The sequence below is a fragment of the Nocardia sp. No.11 genome (assembly GCF_038752175.1).
Lineage (GTDB): Bacteria > Actinomycetota > Actinomycetes > Mycobacteriales > Mycobacteriaceae > Nocardia > Nocardia canadensis.
The window spans coordinates 4,421-23,486 of sequence record NZ_JBCGFB010000096.1 but is presented as its reverse complement, the minus strand read 5'-3'; the positions used below and the strand labels follow the sequence as shown (position 1 = coordinate 23,486).

Below are 19,066 nucleotides of genomic sequence, written 5' to 3'. Positions count from 1 at the left end.
GGCGCGGCGGGCAGCGCGAAGATCTCGAGCGCGCAGGGGGTGCCATCGGCGGCGGGGAGCGCGGCGCGCACGATCCGCACCGGCACCCGCTGGGGGTCGAGGCCGTGGCGGGCCGCCACCCGCTGCCGGACCACGACGCTGGGCTCGTTCGAATCGATCGTGAGGCCGTGCGTCGCGAGCAGGTCGTCGAGGGCGGCGAGGTCGGGCGGGAACACCATGACCGCGGCGTGCGCGAACCGGCAGCGATCGGCGATCGCCCCGCGTTCGGCCTCGCTGAGCCGGGGCAGCAGCCGGGCGAGCACGCTGTCGGTGTCATGGGTTGCGACGAACCGCGCGGCCGCGGCCACGCGGTCGTCATCGAGCGGGTCGATCCGGGATTGCACTGCCGGCGAGCGGGTCACGCGTCCTCCTGGATTCAGATACCGACGTAGTTCTCCGCGAAGAAGTCCTGATGCGGTTGTGAGGTGGCCAGGCTGTGCAGCCGGGCCTGCTGGAGCTCGCGATCGAAGCCCGCGTGCGGACCGGTGGGCGGATGCAGCAGGCCGATCATCCAGTGCGAGAACTCGTGCGCGCGCCGGATGCGTGGGACGCAGTCGGCCGAGTGCCGCCGCAGGGCGGACTCGTCGCCGTGATCGACCGCGGCGATCAGGGCCGCGGCGAGCGAGCGCGCGGTGAGGATGGCCAGGTTGGCGCCCTTGGCCGCGGCCGGGCTGATCGTGGAGGCCGCGTCGCCCGCCAGGAACAGCCGGCCCTGCTGGATCGGGTCGAGGATCTCCGACCGCAACCGGACCAGTCCGCGCTCGAGGATCGGGCCCGTGCGCAACGGTCCGTACCGGTCGGCGCGCAGCCGGGTCGACAGCGCGCTCCAGACCCGGTCCTCGCTCCAGCGCAGGGCGTCCGCGTCGGCGCACTGCAGGTAGTAGCGGGTCACCTCGGGGCTGCGTGGCATCTGGCCCGCGAAGCCGTCGGGGTGGACGCCGTAGGCGACGGTGTCGGTCGTCGGCGGGGCCTGAGCCAGCAGCGCGAGCCAGGTGATGGCGTAGTCGCGGGTGGATCGCGGGCCGCGCACGGCGCGACGGGCCGCGCCCCGCGCTCCGTCGCATCCGACCAGGTAGCGCGCGGTGATCCGGTGACTCTCGCCGTCCGCGGTGCGGGCCAGCACCCACGGCCGCTCGCCGGGTTCGTCCCCGATCCGTTCGGCGGTGGTCGCGCACCGCAGCTCGCCGCCGCGTCGCAGGTACTCGGCGACCAGATCGGTGACCAGCCGCTGCTGGGGGTAGACGGTGTGCACCTCGCCCCGCCCGAGCTCGTCGTAGGAGAGCTCGATCCGGCCGTCGCCGCTGCGGAACTCGCAGCTGTGGTGCGTGCGGCCGCCGGTGCGCAAGCCGGTGTCGAGTCCGTGCTCGGCCAGCACCGCGACTCCGGCGGGAGCCAGGAAACCGGCACGGGCGCGCTGCTCGATGTGCGCGCGGTCGCGCCGTTCCAGGATCAGCACATCGATCCCGGCCGCGCGCAGGATGTTGCCGAGGACGAGGCCGGCCGGACCGGCGCCGAGCACGAGGACCGAGGTCGACTCGCTGCTCCCGGTCGGCATGGGAACGGAGCTTAGGCCACCGCGGCGGCGCCGGGCGTCCGCCGCGGTGGCGTGTTGCTGGGATTATTCGGAAAAGCTATTGCTCGCCGGGGATCGGCGCGGTCGGAGCGGGCGCGGTGTCGGCGGCTTTGGCGGCCTTGCGCCGGGTGAGGCCGCGCTTGCCCATCAGGGCGAGCACCAACAGGAAGATCAACCCCGCCACGATCGCGCCGACCAGGCAGGCGCCGCGGAAGGCGGGTGCGTCGACGTCGAGGATGCGCTGACCCGCGTGCGCAGCGTTGTTGCCGCCGAGCACGATCGTGAGCGTCATCAGGTTGGGCACCGCCAGCAGCAGCGCGATGATCACCGAGGCGCCCGCGATGAACTTGCCGCCCTTGCGTTTCCATACGCGTACCGCCAGCAGAACCAGCAGCAGCGGAGCGAGGGTGAACACCAGGCCGTAGACCAGGCCCCACCAGATGCCCTGGGTGAAGCTGCCGTGCACCACGCTCGCCAGGCGCTGCGCCCACCAGCGGGGGATGAACGACGACAGGATGAGATAGGCGATCACCAGGACGACGGCCGTGGCGACCGTGATGATCGCCCGGTTGCGCCACACGGTCGCCGTGGACTTCTGACCGTTCGACTGCAGCTCGCCGGTTGTCATCTCCCCAGCGTAGAGGCGGCCGGGACGCCGGACGCCGATCCGGCGCCCGGCGTTTCGCCGGTTACTCCGCGGCGGTGGCGCGGGCGCGCAGGAAGGCCAGCGCCTCGTCGGCGTGCACGGCGGCGCGGAGTTCGCCGGTGACGACCTTCAGGATGGTCCGGTCGGTGTCGATGACGAAAGTGTGCCGCTTGACCGGGGCGAGTTTGCCCAGCAGCCCGCGCTTGACGCCGAAGGCCGCGGCCACCGCGCCGTCGGCGTCGGAGAGCACCGGGTAGTCCAGTCGCTGCTTGGTGGCGAATCCGGCCTGCACCTCGGTGCTGTCGGTGCTGATGCCGGCGCAGGAGGCGCCGATGGCGGCGAACTCCGCGCTCAGATCGCGGAAGTGGCAGGCCTCGGCCGTACACACGGGGGTATTGGCCGCCGGGTAGAAGAACAGCACGAGTGGACCGTCGGCGAGCAAGCCGTCGAGCGTGCGGAGCTGGGCGGACTGATCGGGGAGCTCGAACTGCGGAGCGCGCTGGCCTGGCTGCATGATGCGACCCTATCGACCGGGCCGGGTGTACGGAAGATCCCCGCCCGCTGACGCGAACGGGGACCATGTCCCGATCGACCGGCACCGCCCCCGACGGACCGCACCCGTCGAACGGTGCCTAGCGCTTGAGCAGGGCCGCGATCTCCGGGTTGCGGATCTCCATCACGTCGAGGATGCCGTGCACGCGCAGCATCGGCTCGAGCTGCCGGATCCGGTCGCGGTGTGCCGCGTACTCGTCCGGATAGGTCTTCTCGTCCAGATCCTGCATCTCTTTGGCGTAGGTGACGAACGACGTGAGCGCGCTCGCCGCGGACAGCTGGCCGGGACCGTAGTGCTGCTGCGACGGGGCGGCGAGTCGGCCGTCCTGAGCGCCCTGGTGCGAGGGGTACAACATTGCTCCTCTCGGAAAGGGGGGATACCGCATGCGACATGGAACGCGCGCGAGTGTAGTGATGCCGATCACCCCTTGTCGCATCCCGGGGTCGGGTCAGCGCACAGGTGTCGCGACCCGCCTGGGATGATGGGGAAATGCAGGGCGCGTCGACATCAACCACCACGACCCGTGACCAGTTCCGGGTGCTCGCCGCCGAGCACCGGGTGGTCCCGGTGACCCGAAAGGTGCTGGCGGACTCCGAGACTCCGCTCTCGGCCTACCGCAAGCTGGCCGACGACCGGCCGGGCACCTTCCTGTTCGAGTCCGCCGAGAACGGTCGCTCGTGGTCGCGCTGGTCGTTCATCGGCGCGGGCAGTCCGTCGGCGCTGACCGTCGTCGACGGCGAGGCCGCCTGGCTCGGCACCGTCCCCGCCGACGCGCCCTCGGGCGGTGATCCGCTGCGCGCGCTGCACGAGACCCTCGAACTGCTGCGCACCGAACGGCTGCCCGGTCTGCCGCCGCTGACCGGCGGCCTGGTCGGCTACCTCGGCTACGACGCCGTACGCCGGATCGAACGGCTGCCCGAGCTGGCCACCGACGATCTGCAACTGCCCGAACTGGTGCTGATGCTGGCCACCGACCTGGCCGCGTTCGACCACCACGAGGGCGCGATCACCCTCATCGCCAATGCGGTGAACTGGAACGGCACCGACGAGAACGCCGACGCCGCCTACGACGACGCCGTCGCCCGGCTGGACCGGATGACCGCCGCGCTGGCCGCGCCGGCGCCGTCGACCGTGTCGGTCTTCGACCGGCCCGAGCCGGAGTACCTGCGCAGGCGCACCACCGAGGAGTTCGGCGTGGGCGTGCGCCGCCTGATCAAGGAGATCGAGGCGGGCGAGGCGTTCCAGGTGGTGCTCTCGCAGCGCTTCGAGATGGACTACACCGGCTCGCCGCTGGCGGTCTACCGGATGCTGCGGGCGTCGAATCCGAGCCCGTACATGTACCTGATGCACATCCCCGACGGCGACGGCGGCACCGCGTTCTCCATCGTCGGCTCCAGCCCCGAATCGCTGGTCACCGTGAAGGACGGCGTCGCCACGACGCACCCGATCGCGGGCACCCGGTGGCGCGGGCAGAGCGCCGAGGACGACATCCTGCTGGAGAAGGACCTGCTGGCCGACGACAAGGAGAACGCCGAGCACCTGATGCTCGTCGATCTGGGCCGCAACGATCTGGGCCGGGTCTGCCGCCCCGGCACGGTGCGGGTCACCCAGTACCGGCACGTCGAGCGCTACAGCCACGTCATGCACCTGGTCTCGACGGTGTCCGGCCGGCTCGCCGAGGGCAAGATCGCGCTCGACGCGGTGCAGGCCTGTTTCCCGGCGGGCACGCTGTCCGGCGCGCCGAAGGTGCGGGCGATGGAGCTCATCGAGGAACTCGAACCGACCCGGCGCGGCGTCTACGGCGGCGTCGTCGGCTACCTCGACTTCGCCGGGGACGCCGACACCGCCATCGCCATCCGTACCGCGCTGCTCAAGGACGGCACCGCCTACGTACAGGCCGGCGCGGGCGTGGTCGCCGACTCCGACCCGGTCTACGAGGACACCGAGGCCCGCAACAAGGCGATGGCGGTGCTCAAGGCGATCGCGGCCGCGCAGACCCTGCGGACCTACGAGGACGGCGGCTCGTGACCGACGCGCCCGCCGACACCGCGAAAGCGGCCAAGCCCATCGTCCCGGTGGCGCTGCTGGCGCTGGCGGCGGCCGGGCTCTGGGCCTCGTCGCGGATGACCTGGGTGACGGTGCACTCCGCCGACGGGCTCACCGAACCGCGCACCGACGAGCTCGACGGCGCCACCTGGTTCGGTGCGCTCACCCCGCTGGCACTGGTCCTGGTCGCCTCGATCGCCGCGGTGTTCGCGGTGAAGGGGGCGCTGCGGCAGTTGCTCGGCGTGGTGGTCGCGGTCGTCGCCGCGGTGGCGGCGGTGCCCGGGTTCGCGCTGGTCGTGGGGGAGGGCCGGACCGCGGAGCGGGCGGGCACCCTGGCCGAGCTGCCGGTGCGCGCGGTCGTCAGCGGCGCCGACGCGCATATCGGGCCCGCGCTGCTGTCGATCGTGGCCGCGGTGCTGGCACTGATCGCGGGGGTACTGCTGACCCGCCGCGGCGACGGCAGTGGGCAGCTGTCCGGCAAATACGACAACCCTGTGTTCCGCCGGGCCGACGCCAGCGCGGAGGTGAGCAAGCAGCGCGAGGAGACCGGCGCCGCCGCGCCGCTGTCGGACCGGGTGCTGTGGGACGCGCTCGACGCGGGCACCGATCCCACCGACACCGCCGAGGGGCCGGACGGCGACGACAAGTCGCCCGGCCGCGCACCGTGACCCCCGGCACCCCCGCCGCAGTGACACGCGCGGCAGCCATTTATTGTTGTCAAGCATCGGTGAGACAGCGCCTGAGGGGACTCTCAGGTGAGAAGTTCGTCTCCCCAGAAAGGATTCGAGCCAGATGACGGTACTCGACTCGATTCTCGACGGGGTTCGGGCGGATGTTGCCGCTCGCGAAGCCCTCCTCGATTTTCAGGCGATCAAAGCCGCAGCGGCCGCCGCCAAGGCGCCGCTGAACGCGAACGCCGCGTTGCACGAGGACGGGATCGGTGTCATCGCCGAGGTGAAGCGTGCCAGCCCCTCCAAGGGCGCGCTGGCCGACATCCCCGATCCGGCCGTCCTGGCCAAGGCCTACGAAGACGGCGGCGCGCGCATCATCAGCGTGCTCACCGAGGGCAGGCGTTTCGGTGGTTCGCTCGACGATCTCGATGCCGTCCGCGCCGCCGTGAACATCCCGGTCCTGCGCAAGGACTTCGTTGTCGGCCCGTACCAGATCCACGAGGCCCGGGCCCACGGCGCCGATGTGATCCTGCTGATCGTGGCCGCGCTCGAGCAGGACGTGCTGTCCTCGCTGATCGACCGCACCGAATCACTGGGCATGACCGCTCTCGTGGAGGTACACACCGAGGAAGAGGCCGATCGCGCGCTGGAAGCGGGCGCGTCGGTGATCGGTGTCAACGCTCGCAACCTCAAGACCCTGGAGGTCGACCGCGACGTGTTCGCGCGGATCGCTCCCGGCCTGCCCTCGGAGGTCATCCGGGTGGCCGAGTCCGGCATCCGCGGCACCGCCGACCTGCTGGCCTACGCCGGCGCGGGCGCCGACGCGGTGCTCGTCGGCGAGGGCCTGGTGACCAGCGGTAACCCGCGCGCCGCGGTGTCGGAGCTGGTGACCGCCGGTACCCATCCGTCCTGCCCGAAGCCGGCCCGGCGGAGCATCCGGTGACCGCGCTGCCCCAGGCCAGTGCGGGCGTCGCCCAGCACAGCGACTACGAGCCCGACGCGGGCGGCCACTTCGGCGTCTACGGCGGACGGCACGTCCCCGAGGCGCTGATGGCGGTGATCGAGGAGGTCACCGCCGAGTACGACAAGGTCCGCTCCGACCACACCTTCCTCGACGAGCTCGATCGGCTGCAGCGCGACTACACCGGCCGTCCGTCGCCGGTGTTCGAGTGCGCCAACCTGGCCCAGCACGCCGGGGGCGCGCGGATCTTCCTCAAGCGCGAGGACCTCAACCACACCGGCTCGCACAAGATCAACAACGTGCTCGGCCAGGCGTTGCTCGCCAAGCGGATGGGCAAGACCCGCGTCATCGCCGAGACCGGCGCGGGCCAGCACGGCGTGGCCACCGCCACCGCGTGCGCGCTGCTCGGCCTGAACTGCGTCATCTACATGGGCGCCGTCGACACCGCCCGCCAGGCCCTGAACGTGGCCAGGATGCGGCTGCTCGGCGCCGAGGTCGTCTCGGTGACCACCGGTTCGCAGACCCTCAAGGACGCCATCAACGAGGCGCTGCGCGACTGGGTCTCCCACGCCGACGACACCTACTACTGCTTCGGCACCGCCGCGGGGCCGCACCCGTTCCCGCTGATGGTGCGCGATTTCCAGCGCATCATCGGGATCGAGGCGCGCCAGCAGATCACCGAGCGCGTCGGCAGGCTGCCCGACGCGGTCGTGGCCTGCGTCGGCGGCGGCTCCAACGCCATCGGCATCTTCCACGCCTTCATCCCCGACGCGGGTGTGCGGCTGATCGGCTACGAGGCGGCCGGCGACGGCGTCGAGACCGGCAGGCACGCGGCCACCTTCACCGGCGGCACCCCGGGCGCGTTCCAGGGCGCGTACTCGTACCTGCTCCAGGACGAGGACGGCCAGACCATCGAGTCGCATTCGATCTCGGCCGGTCTGGACTATCCGGGCGTCGGCCCCGAGCACGCCCACCTCAAGGACATCGGCCGCGCGGAATACGCGCCGATCACCGACACCGAGGCGATGGACGCGCTGCTGCTGCTGTCGCGCTCGGAGGGCATCATCCCGGCGATCGAGTCCGCGCACGCCGTGGCCGGTGCGCTGAAGCTCGGCAAGGAGCTCGGCGAAGGCGCGATCATCCTGGTCAACCTGTCCGGTCGCGGCGACAAGGACATGGACACCGCGGGCCACTGGTTCGGCCTGTTCGACGACGACGCCGCCGAGGAGAACGCCCAGTGAGTCAGCAGTCCCGCCTGGCCAACACCTTCGCGGCCGCGCGTGCCGAGAACCGGGCCGCCCTGATCGGCTACCTGCCGGCGGGTTACCCCGATCTGGCCGGGTCCATCGAGGTCTGCCGGGCCATGGTCGAATCCGGTTGCGACATCGTCGAAGTGGGCGTCGCCTACTCCGATCCGGTGATGGACGGACCCACCATCCAGGCCGCCGCCGAGCAGGCGCTGCGCGGTGGCGTGCGGGTGCGCGACGTGTTCTCCGTCGTCGAGGCGATCACCGACGCCGGTGGTCAAGCCGTGGTGATGAGCTACTGGAACCCGGTGCTCCGGTACGGCGTCGACAAGTTCTCGCGCGACCTGGCCGCGGCAGGCGGCGCGGGCATCATCACGCCGAACCTGATCCCGGACGAGGCCGACGACTGGTTCATCGCCTCGGCCACCCACAACCTGGATCGCATCTTCCTGGTCGCGCCGTCCTCGACCGAGGAACGCCTGGTGAAGACGCTCGAGGCCTCGCGCGGATTCATCTACGCCGCCTCGACCATGGGCGTGACCGGTGCCCGCGACGTGGTCTCCTCGGCCGCGCCCGCGCTGTGCGCCCGGATCCGCGCGCACTCCGACATCCCGATCGGGGTCGGCCTGGGTGTGCGTTCGGGGGCCCAGGCCGCCGAGATCGCCGCCTACGCGGACGGCGTGATCGTCGGATCGGCGCTGGTCTCGGCCGCCGCCGAGGGCCTGGACGCGGTGCGCGCCCTGACCAGCGAGCTCGCCGACGGCGTGCGGTCCCGCCTCTCCGCGACTTCTGGCCAGATCTAGGCGCGGGGTCGGACGGCCACGCGGCCGGCGGTCAGGCGGGAGCCGGCGCAGCCCGTCCCCGGTGAGTTATCCAAGTCCTTGCGCAACTGTGTTGTGCTCGGTCGTATCCGGGTCCGGCGCGGTGGCCTTGTCATGTCGACGACCACCGCCGTCAGGGTCACAGTCACTCGCCGGTACGGCACTGAACTAACGTGGGGGCCGTGAACTCAGTCCTGGCCTACCTTCCGAGTCCGCCGCAGGGTGTCTGGCACCTCGGACCCTTCCCGCTTCGGGCGTACGCGCTGTTCATCATCCTCGGCATCGTCGTCGCCATCTGGTGGGGCGAGCGCCGGTGGCAACAGCGCGGCGGTCAGCAGGGCGCGGTCCTCGATGTCGCGATGTTCGCGGTGCCGTTCGGCCTGGTCGGCGGCCGGCTCTACCACGTGGCCACCGATTGGCAGAAGTACTTCGGCCCCGGCAAGCACCCGATCGAGGCGCTCTACATCTGGCAGGGCGGCCTCGGCATCTGGGGCGCGGTGTTCCTCGGCGGCATCGGCGCCTGGATCGGCTGCCGCGTCTACAAGATCCCGCTGCCCGCGCTCGGTGACGCCATCGCGCCCGCCGTGCTGCTCGCGCAGGCGATCGGCCGCCTCGGCAACTACTTCAACCAGGAGCTCTACGGCCGCACCACCGAGGTGCCGTGGGGTCTCGAGATCTACGAGCGGTTCGACCCGGAGACCGGTGCGCGGGACATGATGAACGGGGTCTCGACCGGGCGGGTGCTCGAGGTCGTGCACCCGACGTTCCTGTACGAGCTCGTGTGGAACGTGCTGGTCGTCGTGCTGCTGGTGCAACTGGACAAGCGTTTCAAGATCGGCCACGGCCGCCTGTTCGCGCTCTACGTGGCCGGCTACAGCTTCGGCCGCTTCTTCGTCGAGCTGATGCGCAACGACGAGGCCACCCACATCCTCGGCATCCGGATCAACTCGTTCACCGCCGCACTGGTCTTCCTCGGCGCCATGGCCTACTTCGCGCTGGCGACCAAGGGCCGTGAGACACCCGCGCAGTTGCAGCCCGGTGGCGAGCCGCGGCCGTGGCCGTGGCAGTTCTCGGCGCTGCGGGCCGCGGGCGCGGCCGACAACGCCGCCGTCGAGCTCGACAAGTCCACTGCCGCAACGGCTTCGGTCGAGGCGAAGGCCGCTGACGCGGAGACCACCGACGCGGAGGAATCGAAGGACGCGGCGGCCGGCACTGCCTCGGACACCGCCGAGCCGGCGCCGGACAAGGTCGAATCGGACACCGCCGCCGCCGGCGAGCAGACAGACACCGCCGAGCCACAGCAGTCGGGCGCGAAGAAGGCCTGATCAGCGACCTCTCGTACGAAGTGAACGGGCGTCCGGCAACATTCCGGGCGCCCGTCGCGATACTGCCTACGAGTGCTGCGGACCGTTCGTGTGGTACCCGAGGAGACAACGGCCGGTCCTTATGACCACAATGGCCGGTGATCGTCGCGGGCGCACCGCCGTTCGGCCGATCGCCACTGGCCGGGGGCCACGACGGGTACCCGCACGAATGATGGAGGACATGAGTGACCGACCCCTACAACCCCAATCCCCAGTACGGTCCCGACCTGAGTAAGCAGCCCGACTCCGGCGCCCAGCCGCAGTACGGTCAGCCTGCCTACGGCCAGCCCTCGGATCCGTACGCGCAGCAGCCCGGCTACGGGCAGCAGCCGCAGCCGGGATACGGCCAGCCGCAGTACGGTCAGCCGCAGCCGCAGTACGGCCAGCCCGCCGACCCGTACGCCCAGCCGCAGCCCGCCTACGGCGCCGCGCCCTACGGCGGCATGCCGCAGGGCTACAACCCGGCCGATCCGGAAGCGCCGTACGGCCGCGACATGTACGGTGTCCCGTTCTCGGACAAGCAGAAGCTGATGGCCGGTCTGCTCGAGATCTTCCTCGGCAGCTTCGGCGTCGGTCGTTTCTACCTGGGCTACACCGGTCTGGGCATCGCCCAGATCGCCGTGGTCTGGCTGACCTGTGGCATCGGCGCCATCTGGCCGCTGATCGACGGCATCATGATGCTCACCGGCAAGGTGCCCGACGCGCAGGGCCGTCCGCTGCGCGACTGATCGCTACGCACCAGAAACGGGTACTCCGCGTCCGCGGAGTACCCGTTTCGTGTTTCCCGGCCGGGATTGCGCTCACCGTGAGCGATACTCTGTGTCGGTCCAGCGCGGCGCCGTAGCGTCGCTTGGCCTGCGCGTGCCCGATGCGCGCAGCGGAGAAAGGGATGTCCGTGCGCAAACTGCTTGCCGCCGCCGTGCTCGCCGTCGTCGCCGCGACGGGTCTGTCGGCCTGCTCGTCCGACGCCGACCCGAACGTGCTGAAAGTCGGCACCGAGGGCACCTACGCGCCGTTCAGCTATCAGGACAACGGCACCCTCACCGGTTACGACGTCGAGGTCGCCCAGGCGATCGGTGAGAAGCTCGGCAAGCGGGTCGAATTCGTGCAGACGCCCTGGGACTCGATCTTCGCCGGGCTGGAGTCCCAGCGCTTCGACCTGGTCGCCAACCAGGTGACCGTCAATCCCGAACGCACCGCCAAGTACTCGCTGTCGCAGCCGTACACGACGTCGGAGGGCGTGATCGTCACCAAGTCCGACAACACCACCATCACCTCGCTGGCGGACCTGTCGGGCAAGACCACCGCGCAGTCGGCCACCAGCAACTGGGGCAAGGTCGCCGCGGGCGCCGGCGCGAAAGTCGAAGCGGTCGAAGGGTTCGTGCAGGCGGTACAGCTGCTGAAGGCGGGCCGCGTCGACGCGACCGTCAACGACACCCTCGCCGTGGGTGAGTACACCAAGAAGACCGGCGACACCGGCATCAAGATCGCGGGCAAGACCGGCGAGACCAGCAAGCAGGCCTTCGCCGCCCGCAAGGACGACGCCGCCCTGATCGCCGACATCGACAAGGCGCTCGAACAGCTGCGCGCCGACGGCACGCTGACCAGGCTGTCGGAGAAGTACTTCGGCACCGACGTCAGCAAATAGCGGATGGATCCCGCGACCAGGGAGCTGATCTGGCACAACCTGTGGCCGATGCTGAAGGCCACGGTGACCGCGACGCTGCCGTTGACGGCGATCAGTTTCGTCATCGGGCTGGCGATCGCGGTCGGTGTCGCGCTGGCCAGGATGTCGTCGAAGCGGGCGCTGTCGCTGCCCGCCCGCTTCTACATCTCGATCATCCGTGGTACCCCGCTGCTGGTGCAGCTGTTCATCGTGTTCTACGCGCTGCCGCAGTTCGACATCGTCATCGATCCGTTCCCGGCCGCGGTGATCGCGTTCAGCCTCAATGTCGGCGGCTACGCCGCGGAGGTGGTGCGCTCGGCGATCATGAGCGTCGCGCCGGGGCAGTGGGAGGCGGCCGAGTCGCTGGGCATGACCTACCCACAGACACTCTGGTACGTGGTGTTCCCGCAGGCGTCCCGGATCGCGGTGCCGCCGTTGTCGAATACGCTCATCTCGCTGGTCAAGGACACCTCGCTGGCCTCGACCATCCTGGTCACCGAACTGCTGCGCACCGCGCAGCTGGCGGCCGCGCCGACCTTCGACTTCTTCGCCCTCTACGGCGTCGCGGCTCTCTACTACTGGGTGATCTGCCTCATCCTGGGCTTCGGCCAGAGCCGCCTGGAGACCAGGCTGTCCAGGCACGTCGCCGTTCGGTGACAAACGATTTCGTGAACACCGGGGTAACTCGCCGGGAACGCCACGCCCTGCTCCGCCGATATCCGGCGGTCCGGTCGGCCAGGGGGCTTACACCCCCGACCGGCGAAGTACGCGGGGAGGCGGGGGAGTACTAGGCTTGCCGTGTGATGCGACGGACGAAGATTGTGTGCACCCTCGGACCGGCTACGGCCACCCAGGACCGTATTCGGGAACTCGTCGAAAGCGGCATGGACGTCGCCCGGCTGAACTTCAGCCACGGCGAGCACGCCGACCACGCCGACAACTACAAGATGGTCCGCGCGGCCTCGGACGAGACCGGCCGCGCGGTCGGCATCCTCGCCGACCTACAGGGCCCCAAGATCCGCCTCGGCCGGTTCACCGACGGCCGTACCACCTGGGCCAACGGCGAACAGGTGCGGATCACCGTCGACGACGTCGACGGCACCCACGACCGCGTCTCCACCACCTACAAGCAGCTCGCCCAGGACGCCAAGGCCGGTGACCGCCTGCTCGTCGACGACGGCAAGGTCGGCCTGACGGTCGAGAGCATCGACGGCAACGATGTCGTCTGCCGGGTCACCGAGGGCGGCCCCGTGAGCAACAACAAGGGCCTGTCGCTGCCCGGCATGGACGTGTCGGTGCCCGCCCTGTCCGAGAAGGACATCGAAGACCTGGAATTCGCCCTGAAACTGGGCGTGGACTTCATCGCGCTGTCGTTCGTACGCTCACCGTCCGACATCGAACTCGTGCACGACATCATGGACAAGGTCGGCCGCCGGGTGCCGGTCATCGCCAAGCTGGAGAAGCCGGAGGCGATCGACAACCTCGAGGCCATCGTGCTGGCCTTCGACGCGGTGATGGTCGCCCGTGGTGATCTGGGTGTCGAACTGCCGCTCGAGCAGGTGCCGCTGGTACAGAAGCGGGCCATCCAGATGGCGCGCGAGAACGCCAAGCCGGTCATCGTCGCGACCCAGATGCTGGAGTCGATGATCGAGAACTCCCGCCCGACCCGTGCCGAGGCCTCCGACGTCGCCAACGCGGTGCTCGACGGTGCCGACGCGGTGATGCTCTCCGGCGAGACCTCGGTCGGCGCCTGGCCGATCGACGCGGTGCGCACCATGAGCCGCATCGTCACCGCGGTGGAGTCCGAGACGAACCGGGTCCCTCCGCTGACCCACGTTCCCCGTACCAAGCGCGGCGTGATCTCCTACGCGGCCCGCGACATCGGCGAGCGGCTCAACGCCAAGGCGCTGGTGGCCTTCACCCAGTCCGGTGACACCGTGCGCCGCCTGGCCCGGCTGCACACCCCGCTGCCGCTGCTGGCGTTCACCCCGCTGCCGGAGGTGCGCAGCCAGCTGACACTGACCTGGGGCACCGAGACCTTCATCGTGCCGATGGTGGACAGCACCGACGCGATGATCCATCAGGTCGACCAGGCGCTGCTGTCGATGGATCGATACCGCAAGGGCGACCTGGTGGTCATCGTCGCCGGTTCCCCGCCGGGTACCGTCGGTTCCACCAACCTGATCCACGTTCATCGCATCGGCGAGGAGGACCACTAGTCGTGAGTAGTTCGGCAGGCGGATCGATCGAGGCCGCGACCGTGCAGGGCGAGCCGTCACCCGATCTGCGGGTGCTGCTCGACCTGCTCGACCTCGAACCGATCGGCGAGGACGTCTTCCTCGGCAACCATCCCGAGAAGGTGTGGAGCCGCACCTTCGGCGGGCAGCTGGTGTCGCAGGCGATCGTCGCTGCCGGACGCACCGCCGGGGAGCGGCCGCTGCACGCGATCAACGCGCACTTCGTGCGCGGCGGCGACGTGAAGAAGCCGATCGAATACCACGTGCAGCGGCACCGCGACGGCCGCGCGCTCGCGAACCGGACGGTGACCGCCAGCCAGGACGGCCAGGAGCTGTTCGTCATGCTGGCGGCCTTCCAGGACTGGGGCAAGGGTCTCGAGCACTCCCACGAGGGTCCCCAGGTGCCCGATCCGGAGACACTGCCCCGGATCGAGGAGAGCTTCGCCGGCTTCGAGGACAAGCTGGAGATGTTCATCAACGCGCCGCACCCGATCGACATGCGCTACACCAACGATCCGGCGTGGATTCTCAAGGGCACCGGCGAGAAGCTCAACCACAACCGCGTGTGGATGCGCACCGACGGCGCGCTGTCCGACGATCCGCTGCTGCACGTGGCCGCGCTCGGCTATTCCTCCGACACCACGGTGCTGGATTCGATCATCACCACGCACGGTTTGTCGTGGGGACTGGACCGGATTCTCGCGGCGACGGTGAATCACTCGATCTGGTTCCATCGCCCGTTCCGCTTCGACGACTGGACGCTGTACGCGACCGAATCGCCGGTGGCCGCCGGCTCGCGCGGACTGGCGACGGGCCGGTTCTATTCGCGCAGTGGCGAACTGCTCGCCACCACCGTCCAGGAAGGCGTCATCCGGCACTTCCCGGCCCGCTGAGCGAGGGTCAGCGCCGCTCGACGTCGAGTTCCCATTCGAGGTCGGTGCGCTGATCCGCGCGCAGCGCGAACGGGACGGCCTGGGTGGCCGCGCCGTACACCGCCAGGGCAAGTCCGTGCTCGAGGTCGGCGATGTCGGCATCGGTGAGATCGGCCGGCTCGCCGACCAGGCTCAGCGCGATCTCGAACGTTGCTTCGCCTTCCGGCTCGGCGCCGGGATGCGTTCGGCGCCACTGTGATTCGAGTTCTCGATGGAGCGGATCGGCGGCGTCGACGGGCAGGGTGAAGCGCCAGGCGAAGACCTCGCGGTCCTGGAGATGGTCGTCGAGAACCGTCCGCACACTGGTGACGATGCGGTCGAGGATTTCCGGGGTCACATACACATGGAGCGAAACATCCGAAATGCGTTTCGGCAAGTCTCCAGTCCTGTCGTGTGTCGAACCTGCAAGGGGAACTTCCACGTCCGCCGAAGTCTAGACCGTCGACGGCCCGGCGAACAGCCTTGCGTTCAGCGTCCGCGCTGCGCGGCCAGAAATGCCGAGAGCGGCCGGGCCGGGGCGGGCTCGATGACCAGCCCGGGCCGCGCGTCCGCGCTGACCTGGTCCTGTTCGTGCGGCGCCAGCGCGGCCAGCAGCGGGAACAGCAGTTCGGCGATCCTGTCGCCGACCTCGAGGAACGCCTCGGGGGACAGCCCGATCGGGTCGGCGATGTTCTCCCGGCCGACATAGGCCAGGTCGTTGCGGGCCCGGTGCAGGGCGGCAATGGATTTCGCGCCGGTGACCTTGGCGATCCGATGCGCCTCGGCCAGGGTGAAGGTGCGCGGCGCGACCCCGAAGGCCAGCTCACCGACCTGGTCGCGCAGCGATTCGGTCATCGTCAGCACCAGATCGGCGCGATCGACCATCTCGGGCTTGAGCTTTCGGGCCTTGAATCCGCTGGGGTCGCCGCCGAGGCCTGCCACGGTCTCCGCGGCCAGCGGTTCGGGCGGAAATCCGACCAGGGCCCGGGTGCCCGCGCTCTCCGCCGTCAGGCCGGTCAGGCCGTTGTCCGCCGCGAACGCCCGGGTGAGCCGTTCGGCGATCACCGACCGGCAGACATTGGAGTTGCAGACGAACAGCACGTGCATACCGACACCGTAATCGGGTCGATTGTCGCGCAGAAGGCTGGAATTGTAACCATCACAGACGCGGTGCTACTTATTCACCTCGCGGTTGAATGCTGTACATGAATCGCAATGCGCAAATCTGTTGTGTGTGACCGTGATACCCGCGAGATAGGGGTTGGAAACCTCTCGATGATATGTGTCGACGATCACTCCTTCGCGTCATAATAATTCGATTCGGTAATAACCGGCGGCACGGCGGGCGGGTCGCCGTGCACCCGGCCCCGGGTGGAGAACATCCGGCCGCGCGCGGGGACGGCGGGCGCGAACGCGGCCAGGCCGGTCGGCCTGGTCATGTCGTCGTAGACGGCGTCGATGCCGCCGCGGCGGAAGTAGGCCTCGTGCCAGAAGCCGGTGCCGCCGGAGTCGCGCAGGAATTCCCGCCACCACTGCCGGTGCGGGTCCGAGCGCGTCCAGCGCTCGAGCGAATCCAGATCGCGCCAGTACTGCCGGGCGCCCCAGTGCGGCGGCAGCATCGACCAGACCACGTCTTCGTGCAGGATCAGGCCGTCGGGGCGGTCGGCGTGGGAGCGGTAGAGCTTGGGGCCGACGCCGAGCAGGCGCAGCATCCCGCGCGGGGTGCGCACCCGCATCCCGAGCAGGATCATCACCAGGTCGGGGTAGGCGTCCAGATCGACCGTCGTCCTGTTCACCCGCATGTCCGCGCCCTTCCGCCGTGCCCGCTCTGCCGGTACTACGACGTGGGCGTGCGTGCGGTTCGACCGGCGGTTCGCTTCCCGGCGCGCCGAGACGCTATAGTGACCGCGGTGCGCCGGGTTGGCGGAACTGGCAGACGCGACGGTCTCAAAAACCGTTGTCCGAAAGGACGTGTGGGTTCGAGTCCCACACTCGGCACCACGGCGGAAGCGCGGCATCGGCCGCGCTCCGCGGGGGAGTATCGGTCGCGGGGTGTGCGCGATGTCTCCGCGCTTGCGTTCACCGGCGGTTTCCGACCGCTCAATGCATTCTGTGCGGAAGCGAAAGGTACTCTTTACATCACTCGGTCACCCACGACGGGTTTTTCGGCCGGCTCGCCCGGTGCCGTCGTCTGTCGTGGTGTGATCGACAGGCATCGGAATCCAGAGGGGTCGAACCATGAGCACGAATGCAGGGGGCGCTGGCGCCACGCGTGAGGCCGCGGCCAAGCGTGTCGTCGTCGCCGAGGACGAGGCCCTCATCCGGATGGATCTCGTGGAGATGCTCAAGGAAGAGGGCTACGAGGTAGTCGGTGAAGCGGGCGACGGGCAGCAGGCCGTCGAGCTCGCCGAGGAGCTGCGCCCCGATCTGGTGATCATGGACGTCAAGATGCCGCGCCGCGACGGAATCGACGCCGCCGCCGAGATCGCGTCGAAACGTGTTGCGCCCGTGGTGATCCTGACCGCGTTCAGTCAGCGCGACCTGGTCGAGCGGGCCCGCGACGCGGGCGCCATGGCGTATCTGGTCAAGCCGTTCACCAAATCCGATCTGGTGCCCGCGATCGAACTCGCGGCGAGCCGTTTCCACGAAATCACCGCGCTGGAAACAGAAGTCGCGAATCTGTCGGATCGTTTGGAGACGCGCAAACTGGTCGAGCGTGCCAAGGGTGTGCTCATGCAGACCCAGGGACTGTCGGAGCCGCAGGCGTTCAAATGGATTCAGCGCACCGCGATGGACCGCCGCACGACCATGAAGGCGGTCGCCGAAGTCGTGCTGGAGAACCTCACCCCGCAGTGAGCTGGAACGCGCCGCTCCGTGTCTCGCGTCGAAAGCCGAAAAACTTTACGTAAGCGAAACAATAATGTGAACTACGACTGGACACGGAGCGTCCGACATGATGCGAATGTGATGCGGATCTAACAAACCGGCGATATGTTCTGTCCGGGCTGAACGTGGTCGGCCCCCTCGGTGACCCCGGGGAGCACAGGACATAGAGGTGAGACGTGCTCAGTTCGACATGGCGCAGTCGTTCGACGCGAGGAGTTCTGGTAATCGGAGCTGCCGCGTCGTTGGTGTTGTCCGGATGCAGCGACAAGTCGTCCGACGGCGGCGGTGGCGGCAACACCGATCTCTCCATCCAGCCGGTCGTCCAGCTCGACACCCAGGGCAAGGCCGTCGCGGCGACCGACGCGGGCACGGCCGCCGACCCCGCGGGCGACGGCAAGGCCAAGTGCGCGCCCCAGACCATCGCGATGGCGGGCCCGCTGACCGGTGGCAACGCCGCGCTCGGCATCAATATCATCGACGGCGTCAAGCTCGCCCTCGACAAGCACAACAAGGCCAACCCGGACTGTCAGGTCTCGGTCAAGCAGTTCGACACCGAGGGTAAGCCGCAGATCGCGAGCCAGGTGATCCCGACGATCGTCAGCGATCCCAGCATCGTGGCGCTGGTCGGCCCGACCTTCTCGGGCGAGACCAAGGCGACCGGCCAGATCCTCAGCGAGGCGGGCATGCCCACGCTGACCGCCTCGGCCACCAACCCGACGCTGACCCAGAACGGCTGGAAGACCTTCTTCCGCGGCCTGGGCAACGACAACTCGCAGGGCCCGGCCGTCGCGAACTACCTGACCGGCGAGAAGGGCTACAAGAAGATCTGCGTCGTGCAGGACAACACCGACTACGGTGCCGGTCTGGCGCAGGCGTTCATCACCGCCGCGGGCCCGGCCGCCGACGCCTCCTGCGCGGTCAGCGTCAAGGAAGGTGACAAGGACTTCTCGGCCGCGGTGTCGAAGCTGTCCGCCGCCAAGCCCGACGCGATCTTCTATGCCGGCTACTACGCGGAGGCGGCGCCGTTCGTGCAGCAGCTGCGTTCCGGCGGCGTGACCGCGACCTTCGTCTCCGCCGACGGCAGCAACGACCCCGAGTTCGTGCGGCAGGCGGGCAGTTCGTCCAAGGACGCGCTGCTGTCGTGCCCGTGCAGCCCGGCGCCGGAGAAGTTCGCGACCGAGTACAAGGCGCTCAACGGCCAGGCGCCCGGCGTCTACTCCGTCGAGGGCTACGACCTGACCACGATCCTGCTCAAGGGCATCGACTCGGGCAAGCTGACCCGCGCCGAGCTCCTGGACTACGTCCGTAACTACGACGGCACCGGCGTCGCCCGCCAGTACAAGTGGGGCGAGACCGGCGAGCTGGCCAACATCCAGATCTGGATGTACCAGGTCAAGTAGTCCCCACGAAAGCGTGTAGCGGTGCGCGTGGCATAGCCACGCGCA

General features: G+C 69.4%; 20 protein-coding genes, 1 tRNA gene and 1 pseudogene. 14 read left to right on the top strand and 8 right to left on the bottom strand.

Going from position 1 to position 19,066, the window contains the following annotated elements:
- From V8688_RS23800 to V8688_RS23780, 5 genes and pseudogenes are all read right to left on the bottom strand, one after another.
- Window positions 1–401, bottom strand: a pseudogene (locus tag V8688_RS23800) (hypothetical protein); the annotation flags it as partial.
- Between the two features lie 14 nt (window positions 402–415).
- Complete coding sequence (locus tag V8688_RS23795) at window positions 416–1,594, bottom strand: 4-hydroxybenzoate 3-monooxygenase (protein WP_342801720.1); 1,179 nt, start codon at window positions 1,592–1,594, stop codon at window positions 416–418.
- Window positions 1,595–1,670: 76 nt separating this feature from the next.
- The gene (locus V8688_RS23790) at window positions 1,671–2,240 is read right to left on the bottom strand and encodes a permease (protein ID WP_342801719.1); all 570 of its coding nucleotides are present in this window, start codon (window positions 2,238–2,240) and stop codon (window positions 1,671–1,673) included.
- Between the two features lie 61 nt (window positions 2,241–2,301).
- A complete protein-coding gene (locus V8688_RS23785) occupies window positions 2,302–2,772 on the bottom strand; it encodes a peroxiredoxin (RefSeq protein ID WP_342801718.1) in 471 nt (156 codons plus the stop codon).
- A gap of 118 nt (window positions 2,773–2,890) precedes the next feature.
- On the bottom strand, window positions 2,891–3,166 hold the full coding sequence (locus tag V8688_RS23780; protein WP_218716865.1) for a hypothetical protein: 276 nt from the start codon (window positions 3,164–3,166) through the stop codon (window positions 2,891–2,893).
- Window positions 3,167–3,300: 134 nt separating this feature from the next.
- Here V8688_RS23780 and V8688_RS23775 point away from each other — a divergent pair, with 134 nt between their 5' ends.
- From V8688_RS23775 to V8688_RS23725, 11 genes are all read left to right on the top strand, one after another.
- Window positions 3,301–4,839: an anthranilate synthase component I gene (locus tag V8688_RS23775; protein ID WP_218716864.1), complete on the top strand. Its 1,539-nt coding sequence runs from the start codon at window positions 3,301–3,303 to the stop codon at window positions 4,837–4,839.
- Window positions 4,836–5,525 carry a TIGR02234 family membrane protein gene (locus V8688_RS23770; protein WP_218716863.1) on the top strand — a complete coding sequence of 230 codons (690 nt, stop codon included), beginning with the start codon at window positions 4,836–4,838 and terminating at the stop codon, window positions 5,523–5,525. The genes V8688_RS23775 and V8688_RS23770 overlap by 4 nt, the downstream gene beginning before the upstream one ends.
- 124 nt (window positions 5,526–5,649) lie before the next feature.
- Window positions 5,650–6,471 (top strand): indole-3-glycerol phosphate synthase TrpC, encoded by an 822-nt coding sequence (gene trpC, locus V8688_RS23765; RefSeq protein ID WP_218716862.1) that lies wholly within the window; start codon window positions 5,650–5,652, stop codon window positions 6,469–6,471.
- Window positions 6,468–7,730, top strand: coding sequence for a tryptophan synthase subunit beta (gene trpB, locus V8688_RS23760; protein ID WP_316574066.1), 1,263 nt, complete (start codon window positions 6,468–6,470; stop codon window positions 7,728–7,730). Before trpC ends, trpB begins: the two co-directional genes overlap by 4 nt.
- Window positions 7,727–8,539 (top strand): tryptophan synthase subunit alpha, encoded by an 813-nt coding sequence (gene trpA, locus V8688_RS23755; RefSeq protein ID WP_218716860.1) that lies wholly within the window; start codon window positions 7,727–7,729, stop codon window positions 8,537–8,539. The genes trpB and trpA overlap by 4 nt, the downstream gene beginning before the upstream one ends.
- 200 nt (window positions 8,540–8,739) lie before the next feature.
- Window positions 8,740–9,882, top strand: a complete 1,143-nt coding sequence (gene lgt / locus V8688_RS23750) for a prolipoprotein diacylglyceryl transferase (RefSeq protein WP_342801717.1) — start codon at window positions 8,740–8,742, stop codon at window positions 9,880–9,882.
- A 224-nt stretch (window positions 9,883–10,106) separates the two neighbouring features.
- Window positions 10,107–10,649, top strand: a complete 543-nt coding sequence (locus tag V8688_RS23745) for a TM2 domain-containing protein (RefSeq protein ID WP_342801716.1) — start codon at window positions 10,107–10,109, stop codon at window positions 10,647–10,649.
- A gap of 167 nt (window positions 10,650–10,816) precedes the next feature.
- Window positions 10,817–11,569 (top strand): amino acid ABC transporter substrate-binding protein, encoded by a 753-nt coding sequence (locus V8688_RS23740; RefSeq protein WP_308248383.1) that lies wholly within the window; start codon window positions 10,817–10,819, stop codon window positions 11,567–11,569.
- 3 nt (window positions 11,570–11,572) lie between these two features.
- Window positions 11,573–12,244 carry an amino acid ABC transporter permease gene (locus tag V8688_RS23735; protein ID WP_255587146.1) on the top strand — a complete coding sequence of 224 codons (672 nt, stop codon included), beginning with the start codon at window positions 11,573–11,575 and terminating at the stop codon, window positions 12,242–12,244.
- A 143-nt stretch (window positions 12,245–12,387) separates the two neighbouring features.
- Window positions 12,388–13,806 (top strand): pyruvate kinase, encoded by a 1,419-nt coding sequence (gene pyk / locus V8688_RS23730; RefSeq protein WP_218716857.1) that lies wholly within the window; start codon window positions 12,388–12,390, stop codon window positions 13,804–13,806.
- Between the two features lie 2 nt (window positions 13,807–13,808).
- Window positions 13,809–14,717, top strand: a complete 909-nt coding sequence (locus V8688_RS23725; protein ID WP_308248381.1) for an acyl-CoA thioesterase II — start codon at window positions 13,809–13,811, stop codon at window positions 14,715–14,717.
- A 7-nt stretch (window positions 14,718–14,724) separates the two neighbouring features.
- Here V8688_RS23725 and V8688_RS23720 read toward each other — a convergent pair whose 3' ends face one another.
- The 3 genes from V8688_RS23720 to V8688_RS23710 all read right to left on the bottom strand — a co-directional run bounded on the left by V8688_RS23720 (window position 14,725) and on the right by V8688_RS23710 (window position 16,537).
- Window positions 14,725–15,093 (bottom strand): hypothetical protein, encoded by a 369-nt coding sequence (locus V8688_RS23720; protein WP_308248380.1) that lies wholly within the window; start codon window positions 15,091–15,093, stop codon window positions 14,725–14,727.
- Window positions 15,094–15,224: 131 nt separating this feature from the next.
- Window positions 15,225–15,842, bottom strand: coding sequence for a low molecular weight phosphatase family protein (locus V8688_RS23715; RefSeq protein WP_218716855.1), 618 nt, complete (start codon window positions 15,840–15,842; stop codon window positions 15,225–15,227).
- 185 nt (window positions 15,843–16,027) lie between these two features.
- The gene (locus V8688_RS23710; protein ID WP_218716854.1) at window positions 16,028–16,537 is read right to left on the bottom strand and encodes a DUF4188 domain-containing protein; all 510 of its coding nucleotides are present in this window, start codon (window positions 16,535–16,537) and stop codon (window positions 16,028–16,030) included.
- Window positions 16,538–16,649: 112 nt separating this feature from the next.
- Here V8688_RS23710 and V8688_RS23705 point away from each other — a divergent pair.
- The 3 genes from V8688_RS23705 (at window position 16,650) to V8688_RS23695 (ending at window position 19,021) form a co-directional block, all read left to right on the top strand.
- A tRNA-Leu gene (locus V8688_RS23705) sits at window positions 16,650–16,736 on the top strand.
- A 237-nt stretch (window positions 16,737–16,973) separates the two neighbouring features.
- The gene (locus V8688_RS23700; RefSeq protein WP_218716853.1) at window positions 16,974–17,591 is read left to right on the top strand and encodes an ANTAR domain-containing response regulator; all 618 of its coding nucleotides are present in this window, start codon (window positions 16,974–16,976) and stop codon (window positions 17,589–17,591) included.
- Window positions 17,592–17,863: 272 nt separating this feature from the next.
- Entirely contained in the window at window positions 17,864–19,021 is a 1,158-nt protein-coding gene (locus V8688_RS23695) for a branched-chain amino acid ABC transporter substrate-binding protein (protein WP_218716852.1), read from the top strand.
- The last annotated feature ends 45 nt before the right edge of the window (window positions 19,022–19,066 follow it).

Bases quoted from the DNA above. Each gene is read 5' to 3' on its own strand.
- V8688_RS23795 (WP_342801720.1), bottom strand. From the start codon at position 1,594: ATGCCGACCGGGAGCAGCGAGTCGACCTCGGTCCTCGTGCTCGGCGCC.
- V8688_RS23790 (WP_342801719.1), bottom strand. From the start codon at position 2,240: ATGACAACCGGCGAGCTGCAGTCGAACGGTCAGAAGTCCACGGCGACC.
- V8688_RS23785 (WP_342801718.1), bottom strand. From the start codon at position 2,772: ATGCAGCCAGGCCAGCGCGCTCCGCAGTTCGAGCTCCCCGATCAGTCC.
- V8688_RS23780 (WP_218716865.1), bottom strand. From the start codon at position 3,166: ATGTTGTACCCCTCGCACCAGGGCGCTCAGGACGGCCGACTCGCCGCC.
- V8688_RS23775 (WP_218716864.1), top strand. From the start codon at position 3,301: ATGCAGGGCGCGTCGACATCAACCACCACGACCCGTGACCAGTTCCGG.
- trpC (WP_218716862.1), top strand. From the start codon at position 5,650: ATGACGGTACTCGACTCGATTCTCGACGGGGTTCGGGCGGATGTTGCC.
- V8688_RS23735 (WP_255587146.1), top strand. From the start codon at position 11,573: ATGGATCCCGCGACCAGGGAGCTGATCTGGCACAACCTGTGGCCGATG.
- V8688_RS23715 (WP_218716855.1), bottom strand. From the start codon at position 15,842: ATGCACGTGCTGTTCGTCTGCAACTCCAATGTCTGCCGGTCGGTGATC.
- V8688_RS23710 (WP_218716854.1), bottom strand. From the start codon at position 16,537: ATGCGGGTGAACAGGACGACGGTCGATCTGGACGCCTACCCCGACCTG.
- V8688_RS23700 (WP_218716853.1), top strand. From the start codon at position 16,974: ATGAGCACGAATGCAGGGGGCGCTGGCGCCACGCGTGAGGCCGCGGCC.